We start from the raw sequence: 17,820 nt of genomic DNA, 5'->3' as shown, positions 1-17,820 counted from the left end.
ATCTACTTTTTTATGCTAATTCTGTAATTCGCTTTACATATTTACCGATTACATCAAACTCTAAATTAATCACTGTTCCTTCCTTAAAAGTATTAAAATTAGTATATGCATAAGTAAAAGGAATGATCGCTACACTAAACGAATCTTTTTTAGAATTAACCACTGTTAAACTAACTCCGTTTACTGTTATAGATCCCTTTTCGATAGTAATATTATACAACGTAGGGTCATAACTAAAAGTAAAATACCAACTACCGTCAGCCTCGCTGATAGCAGTACATATCGCAGTCTGATCCACATGCCCTTGCACAATATGTCCATCCAGACGATCCCCTAATTTCATACCTCTTTCTAGATTTACAACTGTACCAGTAGTAAGAGCACTAAGATTTGTTTTATCTAAAGTTTCTTTAATAGCTGTTACAGTATAGGTATCCCCATGTATAGACACCACTGTTAAACAAACTCCATTATGTGCTACACTTTGATCAATCTTTAATTCTGAAGTAAAATTAGCACGTATAGTTATATCCAGATTTCCTTTATTAGTAACTAAAGAAGTAACTGTTCCTAATTCTTCGATGATTCCTGTAAACATAAATGCAAATTATTTAGTTAAATTTGTAGCCATAACCTTTGAGGTCTGATTTTAGATTTCAAAAATATGGATAAAGTAGTTTATATAATGAAGAAAGAAGAAAAAATAAGATTAGGAATTTCTATTGGAGACCTAAATGGCATAGGAAGCGAAGTAGTGCTTAAGACTTTTGAAGATTCGCGAATGTTAGATTTCTGTACTCCGGTAATTTTTGCCTCAGTAAAAATTCTTTCTTTTTTAAAAAAACATTACAAAAGCACTACAAACCTTCATGGCATAGATAAGACTTCTCAGATTTTGGACGGTAAAGTAAATGTTCTTAATGTGTGGAAAGAAGCTGTAAATATTAATTTTGGACAAGAAGATGAAAAAATAGGAAGCTATGCAATCAAATCTCTTACCGCTGCGACTCAAGCTCTAAAAAACAACGAAATTGATGTATTGGTAACCGCTCCTATTAATAAGCACAGCATCCAATCCGAAGAATTTAAATTTCCTGGACACACAGATTATCTTAACCAGGAACTAGAAGGAAACAGCTTAATGTTTATGATCACAGAAGACCTAAAGGTAGGCTTACTTACCGATCATGTTGCTGTAAAAGATATTGCAGATACTATAACTCCAGAATTAATAGAACAAAAAATAAACACCATTTACCAAGCACTTAAACAAGACTTTGCTATATCAAAACCAAAAATAGCCATACTAGGCATTAACCCACATAGCGGGGACAATGGAGTTATTGGCAAAGAGGATGAAGAAATTCTAAAACCAACCATTCGAAAAATTAATGAATCTGGTAAATTAGTATATGGCCCATATGCAGCAGATAGCTTTTTTGGATCCAATAACTATAAGTCTTTTGATGCCATAGTTGCTTCGTATCACGATCAAGGACTAATCCCTTTTAAGACACTCTCTTTTGGCAAAGGAGTAAACTATACTGCTGGATTAAACAAGGTAAGAACATCTCCAGATCATGGTACTGCTTTTGAAATCGCAGGTAAAAATCAAGCTGATAACAGTTCTTTTAAAGAGGCAGTTTTTGCCGCATTAAAAATCTACAAAAACAGACAAGAATACCTCGAATTAACTAAAAACCCCTTGAAAAGACAACCCAGAAAAGTACAAAATAAAGGTGCAAGAGAGTAAATTATAGACGCTCATTAATATGTATAAACAAGGTATAGAACAGGGTTACTTTTCTCTTTAAATATAAAAATACCTACAACACATAAGCATTCAAAAATAAACAGACAAACTAAATAACTAACAATCTGATATAATTTTGTTTACAAAAATACTTTCGTAACAAAATTTTATTATCTTTGCACCCGCCTTTATCAAATCGATAGGCCCTTGAAACTGATGATGAAATGAAACAACTTAAAGAGTATACTATTCCTTTTGTTGGGCTGAAGCAAGGATTACACCAGTTTGAGTTTCAAATTGAGAATACGTTCTTTGAACATTTTGAGTACGACGAATTTAATGCATCTGCAATAAATGTTGCTCTGGAGTTTAACAAAAAAACAACGATGTTAGAACTTCAGTTTACAGCAACAGGAACTGTAAATGTAAACTGTGACCTTACTAATGAACCCTTTGACTTGCCTATTAAAAATGAAATTTTTTTAGTAGTAAAGTTTGGAGAAGAATATAATGATGAAAACGAGGAGCTACTTATACTTCCTTATGGAGAATATGAAATAAACGTTCAACAATATATCTATGAACTTATTGTTTTGGCTATACCATCCAAAAGAGTTCATCCAGGGGTAAAAAACGGTACATTACAATCCGACATACTTGAAAAACTAGAAGAATTAAGTCCAAAAGAAAAAACAATAGTAGACGAAGATGAGGAAACAGATCCTCGTTGGGATAAATTAAAAAACTTATTAAACGATAAATAATAGCTAAGCAATGGCACATCCTAAGAGAAAAATATCGAAAACCAGAAGAGATAAAAGAAGAACACACTATAAAGCTACCGTTCCTCAAATAGCTACTGACCCTACTACAGGAGAAGCGCATTTATATCACAGAGCACACTGGCACGAAGGTAAATTATATTACCGTGGACAGATCGTTATCGATAATACTGAAGAAGAAGTAGCTTAAAGATACTGTTAAAATCTTAAAGAAAGCTCTCACAAATGTGAGAGTTTTTTTGTTTTTAGTTGAATATGTGTCAAAATCCAGTTATTTTGCGCCATATTTGTGTAGAATTTAGTAATTTCAACGAATTTTTCAGCGCATTTTTGCGCTATAGTTTGCGAAACTAAAACTAAGATATGAGTAAAATCACAGCCGCTATTACAGCTGTAGGCGCATACGTGCCAGATTATGTGTTAACTAATGATATATTAGCAACTATGGTTGACACTAACGACGAATGGATAACCAGTCGTACAGGTATTAAAGAACGTAGAATACTAAAAGATAAGGATAAGGGAACTTCTTACTTAGGTATCAAGGCGGCAGAAGATCTAATTGCTAAAAGGAATCTTGACCCTAAAGAGATAGATTTAGTGATTTTTGCTACCGCTACACCAGATCTTCCCGTTGCGGCAACCGCGGCATACACTGCTTCTAAAATAGGTGCCGTTAATGCATTTTCTTATGATCTGCAAGCAGCCTGTTCCAGTTTTTTATATGGAATGTCTACTGCAGCCAGCTATATAGAATCCGGAAGATATAAAAAAGTATTAGTAATAGGAGCAGATAAAATGTCTTCTATTATAGATTATACCGATCGTACAACTTGTATCATTTTTGGTGATGGAGGTGGCGCAGCCCTTTTTGAACCCAACTATGAAGGCCTCGGACTACAAGACGAATACCTGCGTACCGATGGTATTGGAAGAGAATTTTTAAAAATCGAAGCAGGAGGTTCTTTATTACCTCCTACAGAAGAAACTGTTGCTAAACAACTTCATTTTGTTAGACAAGACGGAAAAACCGTGTTTAAATATGCCGTTTCTAATATGGCTGACGCCAGCACCAAAATATTAGAACGTAATAATCTAACCGGTAACGACGTAAATTGGCTTATTGCGCATCAAGCAAATAAACGGATTATTGACGCTACTGCAAAAAGAATGGAACTAGATGACAACAAAGTCCTTATGAACATTCAACGATATGGTAATACTACCTCTGCCACTTTACCACTATTGTTACATGATTATGAAAAACAGCTTAAAAAAGGAGATAATATAGTATTTGCTTCATTTGGTGGAGGCTTTACTTGGGGTTCTATTTATTTTAAATGGGCCTATAATTCCTAAACAACTAAACACACAATACCCAAACATTATGGATTTAAAAGAAATTCAAAATTTAATTAAATTCGTAGCCAAATCAGGCGCCAGCGAAGTAAAGTTAGAAATGGATGATATTAAAATCACCATTAAAACCGCATCAGACGAAAGTAAAGAAACAACATTTGTACAACAAATACCTGTAGGTAATGCAATTGCACCTCAACCGGTAGCTACTCCTGTACAAACAGCTTCTAGTACGCCTCCAGTGACAGAAAGTGTACCTGATGAAAACTCAAAATACATCACTATTAAGTCTCCTATTATAGGAACCTTATATAGAAAACCATCCCCAGATAAACCGACATTTGTTGAAGTCGGTGACTCTATAAAAGAAGGAGATGTACTTTGTATTATTGAAGCAATGAAACTTTTTAATGAAATCGAAAGTGAAGTTTCTGGTAAAATTGTAAAAGTATTAGTGGATGATTCTTCTCCAGTAGAATTTGATCAGCCTCTATTCTTAGTAGACCCATCGTAGTTAAACCCAAAAATTCAAAAATTCAAAATCCAACATACGCAAAAACTGGAATTTGTTTTTTTTGAATATTGTAATTTCTAAGAAGTTATGTTTAAAAAAATTCTAATTGCAAATAGAGGGGAGATTGCTTTGCGAGTAATCAGAACCTGCAAAGAAATGGGAATTAAATCCGTTGCGGTCTACTCTACAGCAGATGCAGAAAGTTTACATGTACGCTTTGCAGATGAAGCGGTATGCATCGGACCTGCTCCCAGCAGTGAATCTTACCTTAAAATGTCTAACATTATAGCCGCAGCAGAAATCACCAATGCAGATGCTATACATCCTGGATATGGTTTCCTTTCTGAAAACGCTAAGTTCTCCAAAATTTGTGAAGAACATGAGATCAAATTCATTGGAGCAAGCGCCGAAATGATTGATAAAATGGGAGATAAAGCCTCTGCAAAAGCTACCATGAAAGCTGCAGGAGTGCCAACAATCCCAGGTAGTGAAGGAATTCTGGAATCTTTTGAAGAAACAGAAAAGCTAGCTAAAGAAATGGGATACCCCGTAATGCTAAAAGCTACAGCTGGTGGTGGTGGAAAAGGAATGCGAGCTGTTTGGAAAAAAGAAGACCTAAGAAAAGCATGGGACAGTGCTCGCCAAGAAGCCGCAGCTGCTTTTGGAAATGACGGTATGTACATGGAAAAACTTATCGAAGAGCCTCGCCATATCGAAATACAAATTGTTGGAGACAGCAATGGTAGAGCATGCCATTTATCAGAAAGAGATTGTTCTATACAACGAAGACACCAAAAACTTACTGAAGAAACCCCTTCTCCATTCATGACAGATGAATTACGTGAAAAAATGGGTGCCGCAGCAGTAAAAGCAGCAGAATATATTAAATACGAAGGTGCTGGTACCGTAGAATTTTTGGTAGATAAACACCGTAATTTCTACTTTATGGAAATGAATACCCGTATTCAAGTAGAACACCCTATCACAGAACAAGTAGTGGATTATGACTTGATCAGAGAGCAAATTTTAGTCGCTGCAGGAGTGCCAATTTCAGGCAAAAACTATTTCCCGCAATTACACTCTATAGAATGTAGAATCAATGCTGAAGATCCTCACAAAGATTTTCGACCATCCCCTGGTAAAATCACCAATTTACATGTTCCAGGAGGTCATGGTGTTCGAGTAGATACTCATGTATACAGCGGATATAGTATCCCTCCTAATTATGATTCTATGATAGCTAAACTTATTACCACTGCGCAAACACGTGAAGAGGCAATTAACAAAATGAAAAGAGCATTAGATGAATTTGTAGTAGAAGGAATAAAAACTACCGTTCCGTTTCATAGACAACTTATGGATCATCCAGACTATGTAGCAGGTAATTATACTACTAAATTTATGGAAGATTTTGAAATGAAAACAGAACTATAATAAACAAAATCTTTTAAAATTAATAAAAACACCCTCCCTGAAAACAGGGAGGGTGTTTTCACGTAAAATAGTGTGAGAATTACCATTTTTTTGCAGCATTTTTGTATACCATATTGATTTTTGAACAAATAATTATGCTAAAAAAATATACAGCAAAATTTTTAATACTACTAACCCTCTTATCTCTTACCTCTTGTTTTGAGATCCTTGAAGAAGTAAATCTCAATAAAGATGGATCAGGAGATTTTACTCTTACCGTAAACTTAAGTCAGAGTAAATCAAAAATCACTTCTATTATGCTATTAGATAGTGTAAGTGGACATAAAATACCATCAAAAAAAGAGGTTCAAAAAGGAATGAACGATGTAGTAACCTATTTGCAAAAAACTGAAGGGATATACAATATTAGTAAAAAAGAAGATTATGAAAACTACGTGTTTTCTGTGCGTTGCTCTTTTAAAGATATTACAAGTATTAATAAACTAACTAAAGAAGTTTTAAGTAAGCAGAAAGTAAAAATCGAATCTTACAACTCTTATCAATATAACACCTCAAAAGAAATATTTACAAAGAGTTATACCTATGATCCAGAAATATTAAAGCAATATAATAAGCTGAACTTAGATAGTAAAAAAGTATTCGAAAATGCTTTATATACCAGTATTTATAGATTTTATAAAGAAATCCTATCGGTTTCCAATACAAAAGTAAAAATCTCTAAATCAAAAAAAGCAGCAATGCTTAAAATCAACATAATCGATTTATTAAAAGGAACTTCTAGTAGCAACACCAAAATTCAATTAGCAAAATAATTACTTTATAATGAATAAACTATATCTACTAACAACTAGTATATTACTAAGTATAACACCCCTAAATGCGCAAGATTTAGCAAATAAGATACCTAAAGAAGTAAACGCTGTAGTTTCTATAAAAGGTGGAAATCTTACCGAGCTTTTTTCTATACAAGATTTTGGAAAAACGGTTTTTGGAAAAAAAATAGAAAAAGAACTTTCAAGAAAAGAAAAATCAAAAACCCTTTTAGAATCAGGCATTGATATTGCTTCTACTGGGTATTATTTTTATGAAGCAACAGATAGCATACAATATCATTGCGCATTAGTTCCTATAAAAAACAGCAATCAATTTGAATCCCTATTTAGTAGACCTGAAAAAATAACAACAATCAAAGGTCAAAAAGCTTTTTATAAAAAGTATGACAAAACATCTATAATGGTTTGGAATGATAAAATGATGCTTTTTATTAATGGTAAAGTATCCAAATCTTATTTTTCTAACAATAAAGTAAGAAAACAATATGACTTACCTATAATAGAAAACGAAAACCATTTACATAAATATGGGTACTATGATATTTTTGAAAGCAGATCTCAAGAAAAAGATATTACTTTTCAATATCTCACAGATAAAATAGATCAGATTTTTAATACTCCTCTGCCCAGTAAAGAATCTATACTTTCAAATCGAGATTACCTAAAAGCGCAAAATAAAAATGCAGAAATTTCTATTTGGGTTTCTGATATCATGAAAGTATATTCTAATATATTAAAAGAATCTAATATACATCGTTATTCAGCATTATTATTAAATGGTATCTATTCCGGAAAATACGGAAACCAAGATATTTCTGGACATATGTTTTTAGAAGAAAAAGAAATAAAAGCCAACATTACTTATCATATGGATAAAGAAATGGGAGGTAGAATGAAAAAAATCTATAGCAATTCTTTAAACAAAAAGTTTCTTAATTATATTAATGAAGAGGAGATATTAGGGTATGCTTCGTATGTAATAAATACAGAAGAATTCTTAACAGAATATCCTAAAATGATACAAAATACTCTTGGAGATCTTTATAAAACCGAAACAGATATTTTGGCAGACCTATTATCTATAGTATTAGATGAAAAAGCTATCGGTAAAGTAATTAAAGGAGATGCATTATTTTTAATGTATGACCTAAATGATAAAGAAGTTGCCTACAAAACGTATGAGTATGATGAGGAATATAATTATAAAGAAATAGAAAAAACCAGAACCGAAACCATTCCTGATTTTTTATTACTATTGTCTTCTGGCGATACAGATCTAATTAAAAAAATATTTGACTATGGACAAGAAAAAGGAATAGTTTCTCTTGAAAATGGGGTATATCGTATTAAGTATAAAACACTACCAACAGAAATCTATGTTAACATTAATCAAGAGATAATAACAATAGGTAACAATAAAGAAAGAGTTATTAAAAATAATACTATAAATAAAAAAGTATCTAAAAAACATAAACAAATTTTACAAAACAGTAGTAGTAGCATTTTTATAAATACACAAGAAATAGTTAAAGTAGCCAAAGCTTATAATAGTCGTAAAAAAACAGAGAGAAAATTAGAATACCTATTTAATAATGTAGAAGATATCCAATTAACAACCTCCAAAGTTAAAAATAATAAAATGTCTATCGATTTAAAAATGGAGTTGCCTACTGGGCATAAAAATGGATTACAATATCTTATTACTCTTTTAGAAGAGATGAATAAATAACCTAAATGAAAAAATATAAACTTGGCATTATAACAACACTACTAATAGTATTAGTAGTGTTGCTTGTTTTATATACTAGTTGGCAAAATAAATCCTATAAAGATGCAGTACATACAGATGCAACTACTATCATAAAAATAAATCTGGTTGCATTAGGAAAAACAATAGCATGGGATTATCTGGGAAATTGGAAATATTATTCCTCAAAAGATATAGATTCTATAAAAAGTACCCATAAAAAAGAAAACGGAATCAATATTCCTGCCAACCTGTTTTTATACACTGTACCAAAAGCTTCGAATACAGTGTTTTGCACGTTACAAATTTCAGACTCTACGCAAGCTATATCCTATCTAAGCAAAGAATTAGGGTTATCTCAAGATATAAAAGAAGAAAAGTTTTATCATAGAACTAATAAAAAAGGTACAATTTCTTTAGCCCAGCTAGATCAAACTATTATTCTTGCTTTTTCTTATAAAAAAGAAGGTACATCAAAAGTTTTTGAAGATCTTTTGGTAGACAAAAAATATATGATGCCAACTCATGATTTATTACAGAAAGCAAAAAAAGAAGAACATCACTTAAGCATTCTAGAAAAGAAAAACAGTATTCTTTCTCTGGATAGTAAAGATGGGAAAATAGAATTTACAAGTAAGATTAAAAACTCTTCATATATTCATATTAAAGAAACGCAAGAAGTACCTTCTTTTTCAAAAAAATCCAGTATTCAAATGTATATTGCTGGAGATATTAAAGATAATGTCTACTTACAAAATAAATTAGAAAACATACTTAGGTGGGACACAACTCCTCTATTCAAAAATTATAATGGTCTTCTATCTTTTCAGTTAAAAGGACATACTCTACAAAAAGATAGTATAATAACATACGAGTATACCGATGATTTTGAGAAAGTACCAGTAGTATCTATAAAAGAAAAAAAAGTGCCTAAAATGATGTTTTCTTTTAAAACAGATAGCACTAATAGTATAGAGTCCTTTCTAAAAAACAAAGGAATTATTAGTGAGAATCGATTTGTAAAACAAATGCCATTATACCAATACTATGCAAAACAAAAAGCAAATGAATTTAAGATAAGTACCTCAAAAGATTTTATGGCATCTTTTCAGAAAACAGAAATATCTACTACCTTTTTTAGAATTCTGATTTTAATAGATCCATTACTGAAAGAAAATCATTTTCCTATCATTAATCCATATATCTCTTCTATGACCAGTATAGATATAAAAGCAAAAAAAGTAGCAGCACAGTCTATAGATTTAAAAGGAATTATTACTTTTAAAGAGAATACTATAAACGCTCTCACACAGATATTAAAAAAATAAATGCTAAGCTATTGGGAACACAAAACTTGGTTATCTAATATAGATTTTACTATTATTGGTAGTGGAATTGTAGGGCTTAGCTGTGCCTTAAAATTACGACATAAATATCCTGTTGCTAAAATCCTTATTCTGGAGAGGGGTATGTTGCCTAATGGTTCCAGTACCAAAAATGCAGGATTTGCTTGTTTTGGAAGTCTTTCTGAAATCTTAGATGACTTGAGTACACATCAGGAAGAAGAAGTGTTAGAACTTGTAAAGAAAAGGCATCATGGGCTTCAATTACTACGAAAACATGTAGGAGACCAAACTATAGATTATTTTCAACATGGCGGATATGAACTTTTTACCAAAAATGATAATATATTATACCAATACTGTCTTTCTAAAATAGAAGAAGTTAATCATCTATTACAACCAATTTTTAACGATACTGTTTTTAGCGCACACAAAAACTCTTTTAATTTCAAAAACATTCAACCCCAATATATCGTTAACTCATCTGAAGGTCAAATCGATACAGGAAAAATGATGGAAGCTTTATTAAAAAAAGCACAAGTTTCTAATATTAAAATTCTAAACAACTGCAATGTAAAAGAGTATCAGGATACAAATACGAATGTTGAAATAAAAACGGATACTTTTACGTTTTACACAAACAAAGTATTCATTGCAACCAATGGTTTTGCTTCGCAATTAGGAATTAAAAAGGTACGACCAGCCAGAGCACAGGTTTTGATCACACAACCAATTAAAGATTTACATATTAAAGGAACATTTCATTTAGATAAAGGATATTATTATTTTAGAAATATCGATAATAGAATTTTATTTGGCGGAGGCAGAAATCTGGATTTTAAAGCAGAAGAAACCGCAGAATTAGGACAAACAGAATTAGTTCAAAAAAAATTAGAAGAAATCCTGCGAACCGTAATTTTACCCAAAACAGATTTTGAAATTAGCCAACGCTGGAGTGGAATTATGGGTGTTGGGAATCAAAAAAAATCTATCGTTAAGCAAATCTCCCAAAATGTATTTTGTGGTGTGCGCCAAGGTGGAATGGGAATTGCAATTGGTAGTTTGGTTGGTACAGAATTAGCAGACCTTTTATAAACCTCTTAATCCTATACTTTGAAAAAATACTTTCGTTTTATATTTAAAAGTTGTCTCGCTTTTATTTTGTTAAGTATCCTTTGGGTATTATTTTATAAATATACTAATGTATCTGTAACCCCTATGATGGTAATTCGAAAATTACAATCCAAAAACGAATACGTTATTAAACATCAATGGGTTCCACTATCCAAAATATCCAAAGCATTGCAACTGGCAGTAATTTGTAGCGAAGATCAAAGATTTATAAGCCATCATGGTTTTGACAAAAAAGCAATCGAAAAAGCAATGGCAGAACACAAATTAGGAAAACGGTTAAGAGGTGCCAGCACGATATCGCAACAAACAGCCAAAAATATATTTTTATGGCCACAACGAAGTTGGATTAGAAAAGGGTTAGAAACTTATTTTACATTTTTGATCGAAACTTTTTGGAGCAAAAAACGCATCCTCGAAGTATATTTAAACAGTATAGAAATGGGAGATAGAATTTATGGAGCCGAAGCAGCAGCCAAGTTCTGGTTCAACACCTCGGCTAATGCATTAAACAAAGATGAAGCTGCTGCAATAGCTGCAATTTTACCTAACCCTATACGATTTTTAGCAAATCCACCCTCTGGATATATACAAAAAAGAAAAGAATGGATTAAGACGCAAATGCGTAACTATGGTACTTTAGTGCTAAAAAAAGAATAGGAATGAAAATAGCTGCTTTTAAAGACATAAACACAATCATAACCATCTTACATTCTTCGTTTTTAACAGAAACCTTTCCTAATTCTATAAACTTTGTTGTAAAGCAAGATAAAAATAGATCCAAAAGGATACGTCATTTGATGCAATATCAATGTAAAATGGCTTTAAAATTTGGGAAAGTATTTATTAGTGATGATCAGGAAAGTTGTGTGTTGTTTTTACATCCTGAAAAGAAAAAAATAACGCTAAAAACAATTCTTTGGGATATTAATCTAGTAATTAATTGCATTGGTATTAAAAATGTTTATAAAGTAATCCTAAGAGAAAAAATTCTAAAGAAAAATCACCCAAAAATACCTTTTTTACACTTATGGATCATGGGTACCATACCAAAATCTAAAGGAAAAGGCATTGGTACTAAATTGCTAAAAGAAGTATTGGAGTATTATGGCAAAACAAAACCTATATATCTAGAAACCACCACAGAAAGCAATATGCATTTCTATAAAAAACTTGGTTTTAAAGTATTTAACGAAACATACGCTTTGGAGTATCCCTTGTATTTTCTTTTAAGATCTTAGATATACTACAAACTATTAAATCATAAACCCATAATGAATCCAAAACAGATAAAAGAAGAATTACTAAACCAATGTCAGGAATATGTAAATGAAAGATTGCAAAGGATTCAAAATACTATTTCTGATATTCAGGAATCTTTAACTTCTGAAACCAAAAGTACCGCAGGGGATAAACATGAAACAGGGCGGGCTATGTTACAACTAGAACGCGAAAAAGCAGGAAAACAACTAGCCGAAGTGCAAAAACTACAAGAAGTTTTGTCGAAACTTACTCTATCTCACAAAGAGCATATATGTTTAGGCAGCTTGATTGTTACCACACAAAACAATTATTTTATAAGTATTTCTGTTGGACAACTAATCGTTAGTAGGACTTCTTATTTTGCAATAGCTCCAAACTCTCCGATCGGAAACCTTCTTTTAGGCAAAGCTGCTGGAGATAAGATCCACTTTAGAGATAATACCATAGAAATCAAAACAATCTATTAATATCAGAAAATATAATAATTATATATTTGCTACTTTCAAAAACTTAAAAATTAAGTTGAAAAACAAAAATTGGACTATAAATTTAAAAATTATCCTTAATGAAAAAATTAAATCTATTGTTTACAACTGTATTTCTAGTGAGTACGTTTTTGTTATCCTGTAGTAGTGACGATAACGGTAACTCCGGAGAGTCAGAAAACAATCAAATCTCTATAGAACAAATTACAAATGGTGTTACTATTGCTGGTGCAAAACTAGAAACAGGAACACCTCCCAGCCCTACTGGTTTGCTAAACTTTGAAATAAGTAAAACAGAACAAGATGGTTTCTTAAACAATGGTTTCAATATTTCGTTTGCATCTACTGGTCAAATTAAAGGAGCTTACATTCAATTTAAGGATGTAAATGGTAATAATTCTAACGGCTATTATGATGTCCCAAAGGAGGCTTTTGGTAATTCTGATGGAGTAAAAATTTCTTCCATTAATGGGAAAAAGAAAGTTTCTTTAAGAACAAAAATTAATGGAGAAGGAGATCTTCAAATTAACGTAGATTTTAAAGAATCTGTTCCTGTTGGAAAATTTTGTTATGCAATTTGTATTTATGATGCTAATGGTAACATAAGTCAAGTAGAAGAAGTATGTGTACAAGTTAATTCCTGGGGAGGTAACTCTGCAATTGTAGGCGAGTGGATTTTTGACAGAGAAGAGCCTGCTGATATAGAAAATGGAGCTACTACCACTATCGAATGTGAAAATGGAAACACTCTTACAGATGTTGCTTATAATATGGAAGAAAAAGACGAATGGGTTTTCGTTTTAAATGAAGATGGCACTTACTATGAGACCTACGATGAAAAAGGAAAAAGATTGGATGCACAAGCCTCTTCTCTTAATTGTACAGCAGTGTATACAGAAACATATGAATATAAAGATAAATACTCGGGTAACTGGTCTTATGATAATGAAAAAAAGACTATAACCGTAGTAGATTTTAAATATGAGGATTTAATAAATGCAGCAGAAAGTGAAGAATATCCTGACGGATCTGTTTATTTTGAAGCAGCAAAAATCGAAATAATTGCAGGAGAGCTGGTTATTACAGATAGTTATAATGATGGTAATATAACGGTAACAGAAAAAATTATCTTTAAAAGAAAATAATTTTAAGCACCTCTTTTGTAGAGATAAATGCGATTTTAGAAATTCTAAAATCGCATTTTTTTTATCAAATTCTTTTAGGAGTAGCATACAAAAATGATTTTAAGTAAATTGCGAACACATAAATCAGTAGTCTCATGCAGAAGTTTTTTATACTAACCCTAATGGGGATGTTTCTTTTTTCGTGTAAACCATATCAGAACACCAAGATTAGAAAAAATCAAATCACCTACGAGGATTTTAGAGCAGATCAAAGATTATATCCTACCGATGATGGTTTAATAAAATATATAGATAAAGGAAAAGGCCCTGTTATTGTACTACTACATGGGGTACCAACTTCTGGATGGTTATATCGCAAAATGATAGACCCTTTGGTTGCAAATGGATATCGTGTTATCATACCAGATATGCTGGGTTATGGCTCTAGTGATTCTCCTGAAGGTTTTGAAATTTATAATGCAGAAAATCATGCTAAACGCCTTTTGCTACTTATGGAAGCATTAGGTATAGAAAAATGGTCGCATGTAATGCATGATGCCGGTGGTTTATGGACATGGGAACTTATGAAACAAGCTCCTGAAAAGATTGAAAAATTGATTGTACTTAATACCATCATTTATGATGCAGGATTTTATCCTCCTGTACGCATGAAACCAGGAGGGCTAGCAAAAACAGCAATGTGGGGCTATAGAAATGGAGTTACAACCAATACACTTTTAAAAAACCTATTTAATCAAGGTCTTAAAGAAAATACTCTAAATTCGCTGGATATTGAAGGTTACAAAACACCAATGTTAGAAGGTAAAACAGATGCTATGTACTATTTTTATAGTCAAACATGCAACGAGCTACCAGATTACTCTTCTGTTTTTGAAAACATTACCGTTCCTGTTACTGTTATTTGGGGAATACATGACACCATGCTACAGTGGCCACCCCAACAAACCAGAGCAACTAATGCATTAAAAGTAAATGGAGAAGATATCCATTTTATAGACGAAAAGCATTTTTTACAAGAAACAAAAGCAAAAGAAATTTCGTATAAGATTATAGATTTTTTAAATAAAGAAAATTAATTCTTATTATTTATAGAATCTTAAACGATAAAATTATATTTAATTAAGGCACAAATTTCGTGTCCAATACTTTAACTCAACCCTATAAATAGTACCATTAATTAATTCTCGTATTTGATATAATTCTTGTCTATTTACTGCAAGATCTATTTTATCTGAAGGAGTTCGTAATAGCAAAGATCTGCAATGTTGTGGATTTTCACATTGACTACAACAACTAGAATTAATTGTAGCACTACAAGAATCTGAAAAATCCTTAAGCTCAGGTAAAGAAAGTAAAAATCCAATATCTCTAAATACCAATTGTATTTTGGGTGTAGAAATACATTCGTCTCTTTTCCAAAAAAAAGAAATACCTAAATCGTTACTGTAAATTTTATTTATAGCGCTCATCCTGAATTCATATTTAATTCAAAAATAATAACTATTTATAATAAATCTAAATAAAAATAAGTTAATTTATATCTTTCAACTTTAATTGAAGAGACACTTCTCCGTTCCACTCATTCTCATCAATCGTATATACTGCTTTAAAAAATTGCTCTTTAGCAATTAAATTATACTTTTCTCCAAGATTAAAACCAATACATCCTATTGTCTTTCCATTTTTCTCAACTCTACATTTCAAATGTTTTTCGTCTGCACCTACACATTTTGCATACCCTGTATCTTTTAGTTCTTTGGTTATAAAAACAGGAGTCATATTACCTGGTCCATAAGGTCCAAATTGCTTAAGAATACGGTAAAATTTTGGGGTTATTTGCTCTAATTCTATTTGCATATCTACAGATATTTCGGGAACCAAGAGTTTCTTATCTATCGTAGAAGAAACAACTTCTTCAAACTTTTGTTTAAAGGATTCATATTGCTCTTCTAATAATGTAAGGCCCGCAGCATATTTGTGTCCACCAAATTGTTCGATATGATCCGAGCAAGCATCTAATGCATTATACACATCAAATCCTTTTACAGATCTGGCTGAAGCAGCTAATTTTTCTCCACTTTTAGTAAAAACCAAAGTTGGTCGGTAATACGTTTCGGTTAATCTGGATGCTACAATACCTATTACACCTTTATGCCAGTTTTCTTCATATACTACTGTAGTATTTTTACCTTCTTCTCTATTACTTTGTATTTGTGTTAGCGCTTCTTCTGTAATTTTTTTATCAGCATCTTTTCTTTCACTATTATAAAGTTCAATTTCTGCAGCATATTGCAATGCTGTTTCCATGTTCTCTTCTGTCAATAAATTAACAGCATGCAATCCATGTTTCATTCTTCCTGCCGCATTAATTCTGGGAGCAATTATAAATACCACATCGGTTATCGTTAAGCTTTCTTTATTTACATTAGATATCATTGCCTTAAAACCAATTCGAGGATTTGTATTAATAACTTGTAATCCATAATACGCAAGAACACGATTTTCTCCTGTTACAGGCACTATATCTGCGCCTATTGCAGTAGCTACCAAATCCAAATATGGCACTAAATCTTTTATCGTTTGTCCTTGACCAACAGCTAATGCCTGAATTAATTTAAACCCTACTCCACAACCGCATAACTCTTTATATGGATAGTCACAATCTTCGCGTTTAGGATCTAAAACGGCAACTGCATCTGGTAATTGATCTCCTGGTCTATGGTGGTCACAAATAATAAAATCAATCCCTTTTGACTTGGCATACGCCACTTTTTCTATAGCTTTAATACCACAATCCAAAGCAATAATCAAAGATATATCATTATCATGGGCATAATCAATCCCTTTATAAGATACTCCATAACCTTCATCATATCGATCAGGAATGTAGGTAGCAATCTGTGTATATAATGTCTTTAAATAGGAAGATACCAATGCTACCGATGTAGTACCATCTACATCATAATCCCCATATACCATGATGTTTTCTCCTTGAGTAATTGCTTTTTCAATTCTGGAAACAGCAAAATCCATATCTTTCATCAAAAACGGATCATGTAAATCCTCGAAGGATGGTCTAAAGAATTTTTTAGCCTGATCAAAAGTTTCTATTCCTCTTTGTACTAATAAGGAAGCTATTATAATGTCTACATTAAGCGCTTGGGATAACTTTTTAATAATAGAAGCATCTGGCTTAGGTTGTAGTGTCCATCTCATTCGTGTAGTAAATTCTAATATTTAAAAAACCCAAAGTACAAAAAACATCTTGACCACTACTGATTTGCTTTTAGTTTTGTATTTTGCTTTACTTTAATTCTCTAACCTAGAGACTTAATTTCTCGAGGCTCGCTTCGAGATTATCGATTTACTATAAACCTATAAAACACAAATATCCATGGCATTAGTTACTCCATTATCTGCAGATCATGATCCAGAAACCAGAGAATTGGCAGCATTTTTTAATGAAACATTAGGATTTTGCCCTAATTCTGTACTTACTATGCAAAGAAGACCTGCTATTTCTAAAGCGTTTATTAATCTTAATAAAGCAGTAATGGCAAACGAAGGACAGGTAACCTCTGCTTTAAAACGTATGATTGCTTGGGTAAGCAGTAATGCTACAGGATGTAGATATTGTCAGGCTCATGCGATTAGAGCAGCAGAACGATATGGTGCAGAGCAAGAACAATTAGATAATATTTGGGAATATAAAACACACCCTGCTTTTAGTGATGCAGAACGCGCAGCACTCGATTTTTCTCTAGCAGCATCCGTAATTCCTAATGCAGTAGATGATAAAATTAAAGAAGAATTATATAAATACTGGGACGAAGGTGAAATTGTAGAAATGCTGGGTGTAATTTCTTTATTTGGATATTTAAACCGATGGAACGACTCTATGGGTACAATGGTAGAAGAAGGTGCTATTGAATCTGGAGAGCAGTATCTTGGCAAACATGGCTGGGAAAAAGGAAAACATGTTTAGTTTTTAGATAACATTTTAAACTTGAGAGGCTTTTAAAATCCTTACA

The 17,820-nt window shown here is 32.0% G+C and carries 19 protein-coding genes; 16 read left to right on the top strand and 3 right to left on the bottom strand.

The features are described from left to right. Positions 1 to 10: 10 nt before the first annotated feature. The gene (locus H527_RS0106030; RefSeq protein WP_027411869.1) at positions 11 to 598 is read right to left on the bottom strand and encodes a riboflavin synthase; all 588 of its coding nucleotides are present in this window, start codon (positions 596 to 598) and stop codon (positions 11 to 13) included. Positions 599 to 685: 87 nt separating this feature from the next. Between H527_RS0106030 and pdxA the strand changes: the two genes are divergently transcribed. From pdxA to H527_RS0105955, 15 genes are all read left to right on the top strand, one after another. Further along, positions 686 to 1,753 (top strand): 4-hydroxythreonine-4-phosphate dehydrogenase PdxA, encoded by a 1,068-nt coding sequence (gene pdxA / locus H527_RS0106025; protein WP_027411868.1) that lies wholly within the window; start codon positions 686 to 688, stop codon positions 1,751 to 1,753. Positions 1,754 to 1,977: 224 nt separating this feature from the next. Next, a complete protein-coding gene (locus H527_RS0106020) occupies positions 1,978 to 2,517 on the top strand; it encodes a YceD family protein (protein WP_027411867.1) in 540 nt (179 codons plus the stop codon). Between the two features lie 10 nt (positions 2,518 to 2,527). Beyond that, positions 2,528 to 2,725, top strand: coding sequence for a 50S ribosomal protein L32 (gene rpmF, locus H527_RS0106015; RefSeq protein WP_025743674.1), 198 nt, complete (start codon positions 2,528 to 2,530; stop codon positions 2,723 to 2,725). Between the two features lie 173 nt (positions 2,726 to 2,898). Beyond that, the gene (locus tag H527_RS0106010; protein ID WP_027411866.1) at positions 2,899 to 3,894 is read left to right on the top strand and encodes a beta-ketoacyl-ACP synthase III; all 996 of its coding nucleotides are present in this window, start codon (positions 2,899 to 2,901) and stop codon (positions 3,892 to 3,894) included. A 28-nt stretch (positions 3,895 to 3,922) separates the two neighbouring features. After that, a complete protein-coding gene (gene accB / locus H527_RS0106005) occupies positions 3,923 to 4,408 on the top strand; it encodes an acetyl-CoA carboxylase biotin carboxyl carrier protein (RefSeq protein WP_027411865.1) in 486 nt (161 codons plus the stop codon). Positions 4,409 to 4,495: 87 nt separating this feature from the next. Continuing rightward, entirely contained in the window at positions 4,496 to 5,842 is a 1,347-nt protein-coding gene (accC, locus tag H527_RS0106000; RefSeq protein WP_027411864.1) for an acetyl-CoA carboxylase biotin carboxylase subunit, read from the top strand. A 134-nt stretch (positions 5,843 to 5,976) separates the two neighbouring features. After that, on the top strand, positions 5,977 to 6,654 hold the full coding sequence (locus H527_RS0105995) for a hypothetical protein (RefSeq protein WP_027411863.1): 678 nt from the start codon (positions 5,977 to 5,979) through the stop codon (positions 6,652 to 6,654). Between the two features lie 10 nt (positions 6,655 to 6,664). After that, on the top strand, positions 6,665 to 8,404 hold the full coding sequence (locus H527_RS0105990) for a hypothetical protein (protein WP_027411862.1): 1,740 nt from the start codon (positions 6,665 to 6,667) through the stop codon (positions 8,402 to 8,404). A 5-nt stretch (positions 8,405 to 8,409) separates the two neighbouring features. After that, positions 8,410 to 9,750, top strand: coding sequence for a hypothetical protein (locus H527_RS0105985; protein ID WP_027411861.1), 1,341 nt, complete (start codon positions 8,410 to 8,412; stop codon positions 9,748 to 9,750). Next, entirely contained in the window at positions 9,751 to 10,860 is a 1,110-nt protein-coding gene (locus H527_RS0105980; RefSeq protein ID WP_027411860.1) for an NAD(P)/FAD-dependent oxidoreductase, read from the top strand. It begins immediately after the preceding gene. A gap of 18 nt (positions 10,861 to 10,878) precedes the next feature. After that, positions 10,879 to 11,556 carry a monofunctional biosynthetic peptidoglycan transglycosylase gene (mtgA, locus tag H527_RS0105975; protein ID WP_027411859.1) on the top strand — a complete coding sequence of 226 codons (678 nt, stop codon included), beginning with the start codon at positions 10,879 to 10,881 and terminating at the stop codon, positions 11,554 to 11,556. A 2-nt stretch (positions 11,557 to 11,558) separates the two neighbouring features. Then, the gene (locus H527_RS0105970; protein ID WP_027411858.1) at positions 11,559 to 12,137 is read left to right on the top strand and encodes a GNAT family N-acetyltransferase; all 579 of its coding nucleotides are present in this window, start codon (positions 11,559 to 11,561) and stop codon (positions 12,135 to 12,137) included. Between the two features lie 33 nt (positions 12,138 to 12,170). Further along, a complete protein-coding gene (locus H527_RS0105965; RefSeq protein ID WP_035087523.1) occupies positions 12,171 to 12,626 on the top strand; it encodes a 3-oxoacyl-ACP synthase in 456 nt (151 codons plus the stop codon). A gap of 98 nt (positions 12,627 to 12,724) precedes the next feature. Then, on the top strand, positions 12,725 to 13,789 hold the full coding sequence (locus H527_RS0105960) for a hypothetical protein (protein WP_027411856.1): 1,065 nt from the start codon (positions 12,725 to 12,727) through the stop codon (positions 13,787 to 13,789). Between the two features lie 134 nt (positions 13,790 to 13,923). Further along, positions 13,924 to 14,865, top strand: a complete 942-nt coding sequence (locus H527_RS0105955) for an alpha/beta fold hydrolase (protein WP_027411855.1) — start codon at positions 13,924 to 13,926, stop codon at positions 14,863 to 14,865. Between the two features lie 39 nt (positions 14,866 to 14,904). On the opposite strand, the gene H527_RS0105950 is transcribed toward H527_RS0105955, so the two are convergent. Together H527_RS0105950 and recJ are read right to left on the bottom strand one after the other, a co-directional pair. Next, the gene (locus tag H527_RS0105950; protein WP_027411854.1) at positions 14,905 to 15,258 is read right to left on the bottom strand and encodes a hypothetical protein; all 354 of its coding nucleotides are present in this window, start codon (positions 15,256 to 15,258) and stop codon (positions 14,905 to 14,907) included. A gap of 61 nt (positions 15,259 to 15,319) precedes the next feature. Then, on the bottom strand, positions 15,320 to 17,005 hold the full coding sequence (gene recJ, locus H527_RS0105945; protein WP_027411853.1) for a single-stranded-DNA-specific exonuclease RecJ: 1,686 nt from the start codon (positions 17,003 to 17,005) through the stop codon (positions 15,320 to 15,322). 178 nt (positions 17,006 to 17,183) lie between these two features. Between recJ and H527_RS0105940 the strand changes: the two genes are divergently transcribed. After that, positions 17,184 to 17,774 carry a carboxymuconolactone decarboxylase family protein gene (locus H527_RS0105940; protein WP_027411852.1) on the top strand — a complete coding sequence of 197 codons (591 nt, stop codon included), beginning with the start codon at positions 17,184 to 17,186 and terminating at the stop codon, positions 17,772 to 17,774. Positions 17,775 to 17,820: the final 46 nt, after the last annotated feature.

Source organism: Aquimarina muelleri DSM 19832, from assembly GCF_000430665.1.
Lineage (GTDB): Bacteria > Bacteroidota > Bacteroidia > Flavobacteriales > Flavobacteriaceae > Aquimarina > Aquimarina muelleri.
The sequence above is the reverse complement of the archived record's forward strand: the minus strand, read 5'-3'. Positions and strand labels throughout refer to the sequence as shown.

Coding starts and splice junctions, on each gene's coding strand:
- H527_RS0105990 (WP_027411862.1), top strand. CDS start 6,665: ATGAATAAACTATATCTACTAACAACTAGTATATTACTAAGTATAACA.
- pdxA (WP_027411868.1), top strand. CDS start 686: ATGAAGAAAGAAGAAAAAATAAGATTAGGAATTTCTATTGGAGACCTA.
- H527_RS0106020 (WP_027411867.1), top strand. CDS start 1,978: ATGAAACAACTTAAAGAGTATACTATTCCTTTTGTTGGGCTGAAGCAA.
- H527_RS0105940 (WP_027411852.1), top strand. CDS start 17,184: ATGGCATTAGTTACTCCATTATCTGCAGATCATGATCCAGAAACCAGA.
- accC (WP_027411864.1), top strand. CDS start 4,496: ATGTTTAAAAAAATTCTAATTGCAAATAGAGGGGAGATTGCTTTGCGA.
- H527_RS0106030 (WP_027411869.1), bottom strand. CDS start 598: ATGTTTACAGGAATCATCGAAGAATTAGGAACAGTTACTTCTTTAGTT.
- H527_RS0105970 (WP_027411858.1), top strand. CDS start 11,559: ATGAAAATAGCTGCTTTTAAAGACATAAACACAATCATAACCATCTTA.
- H527_RS0105960 (WP_027411856.1), top strand. CDS start 12,725: ATGAAAAAATTAAATCTATTGTTTACAACTGTATTTCTAGTGAGTACG.
- H527_RS0105950 (WP_027411854.1), bottom strand. CDS start 15,258: ATGAGCGCTATAAATAAAATTTACAGTAACGATTTAGGTATTTCTTTT.
- H527_RS0105985 (WP_027411861.1), top strand. CDS start 8,410: ATGAAAAAATATAAACTTGGCATTATAACAACACTACTAATAGTATTA.
- accB (WP_027411865.1), top strand. CDS start 3,923: ATGGATTTAAAAGAAATTCAAAATTTAATTAAATTCGTAGCCAAATCA.
- H527_RS0105955 (WP_027411855.1), top strand. CDS start 13,924: ATGCAGAAGTTTTTTATACTAACCCTAATGGGGATGTTTCTTTTTTCG.
- rpmF (WP_025743674.1), top strand. CDS start 2,528: ATGGCACATCCTAAGAGAAAAATATCGAAAACCAGAAGAGATAAAAGA.
- H527_RS0105965 (WP_035087523.1), top strand. CDS start 12,171: ATGAATCCAAAACAGATAAAAGAAGAATTACTAAACCAATGTCAGGAA.
- H527_RS0105995 (WP_027411863.1), top strand. CDS start 5,977: ATGCTAAAAAAATATACAGCAAAATTTTTAATACTACTAACCCTCTTA.
- recJ (WP_027411853.1), bottom strand. CDS start 17,005: ATGAGATGGACACTACAACCTAAGCCAGATGCTTCTATTATTAAAAAG.
- H527_RS0105980 (WP_027411860.1), top strand. CDS start 9,751: ATGCTAAGCTATTGGGAACACAAAACTTGGTTATCTAATATAGATTTT.
- H527_RS0106010 (WP_027411866.1), top strand. CDS start 2,899: ATGAGTAAAATCACAGCCGCTATTACAGCTGTAGGCGCATACGTGCCA.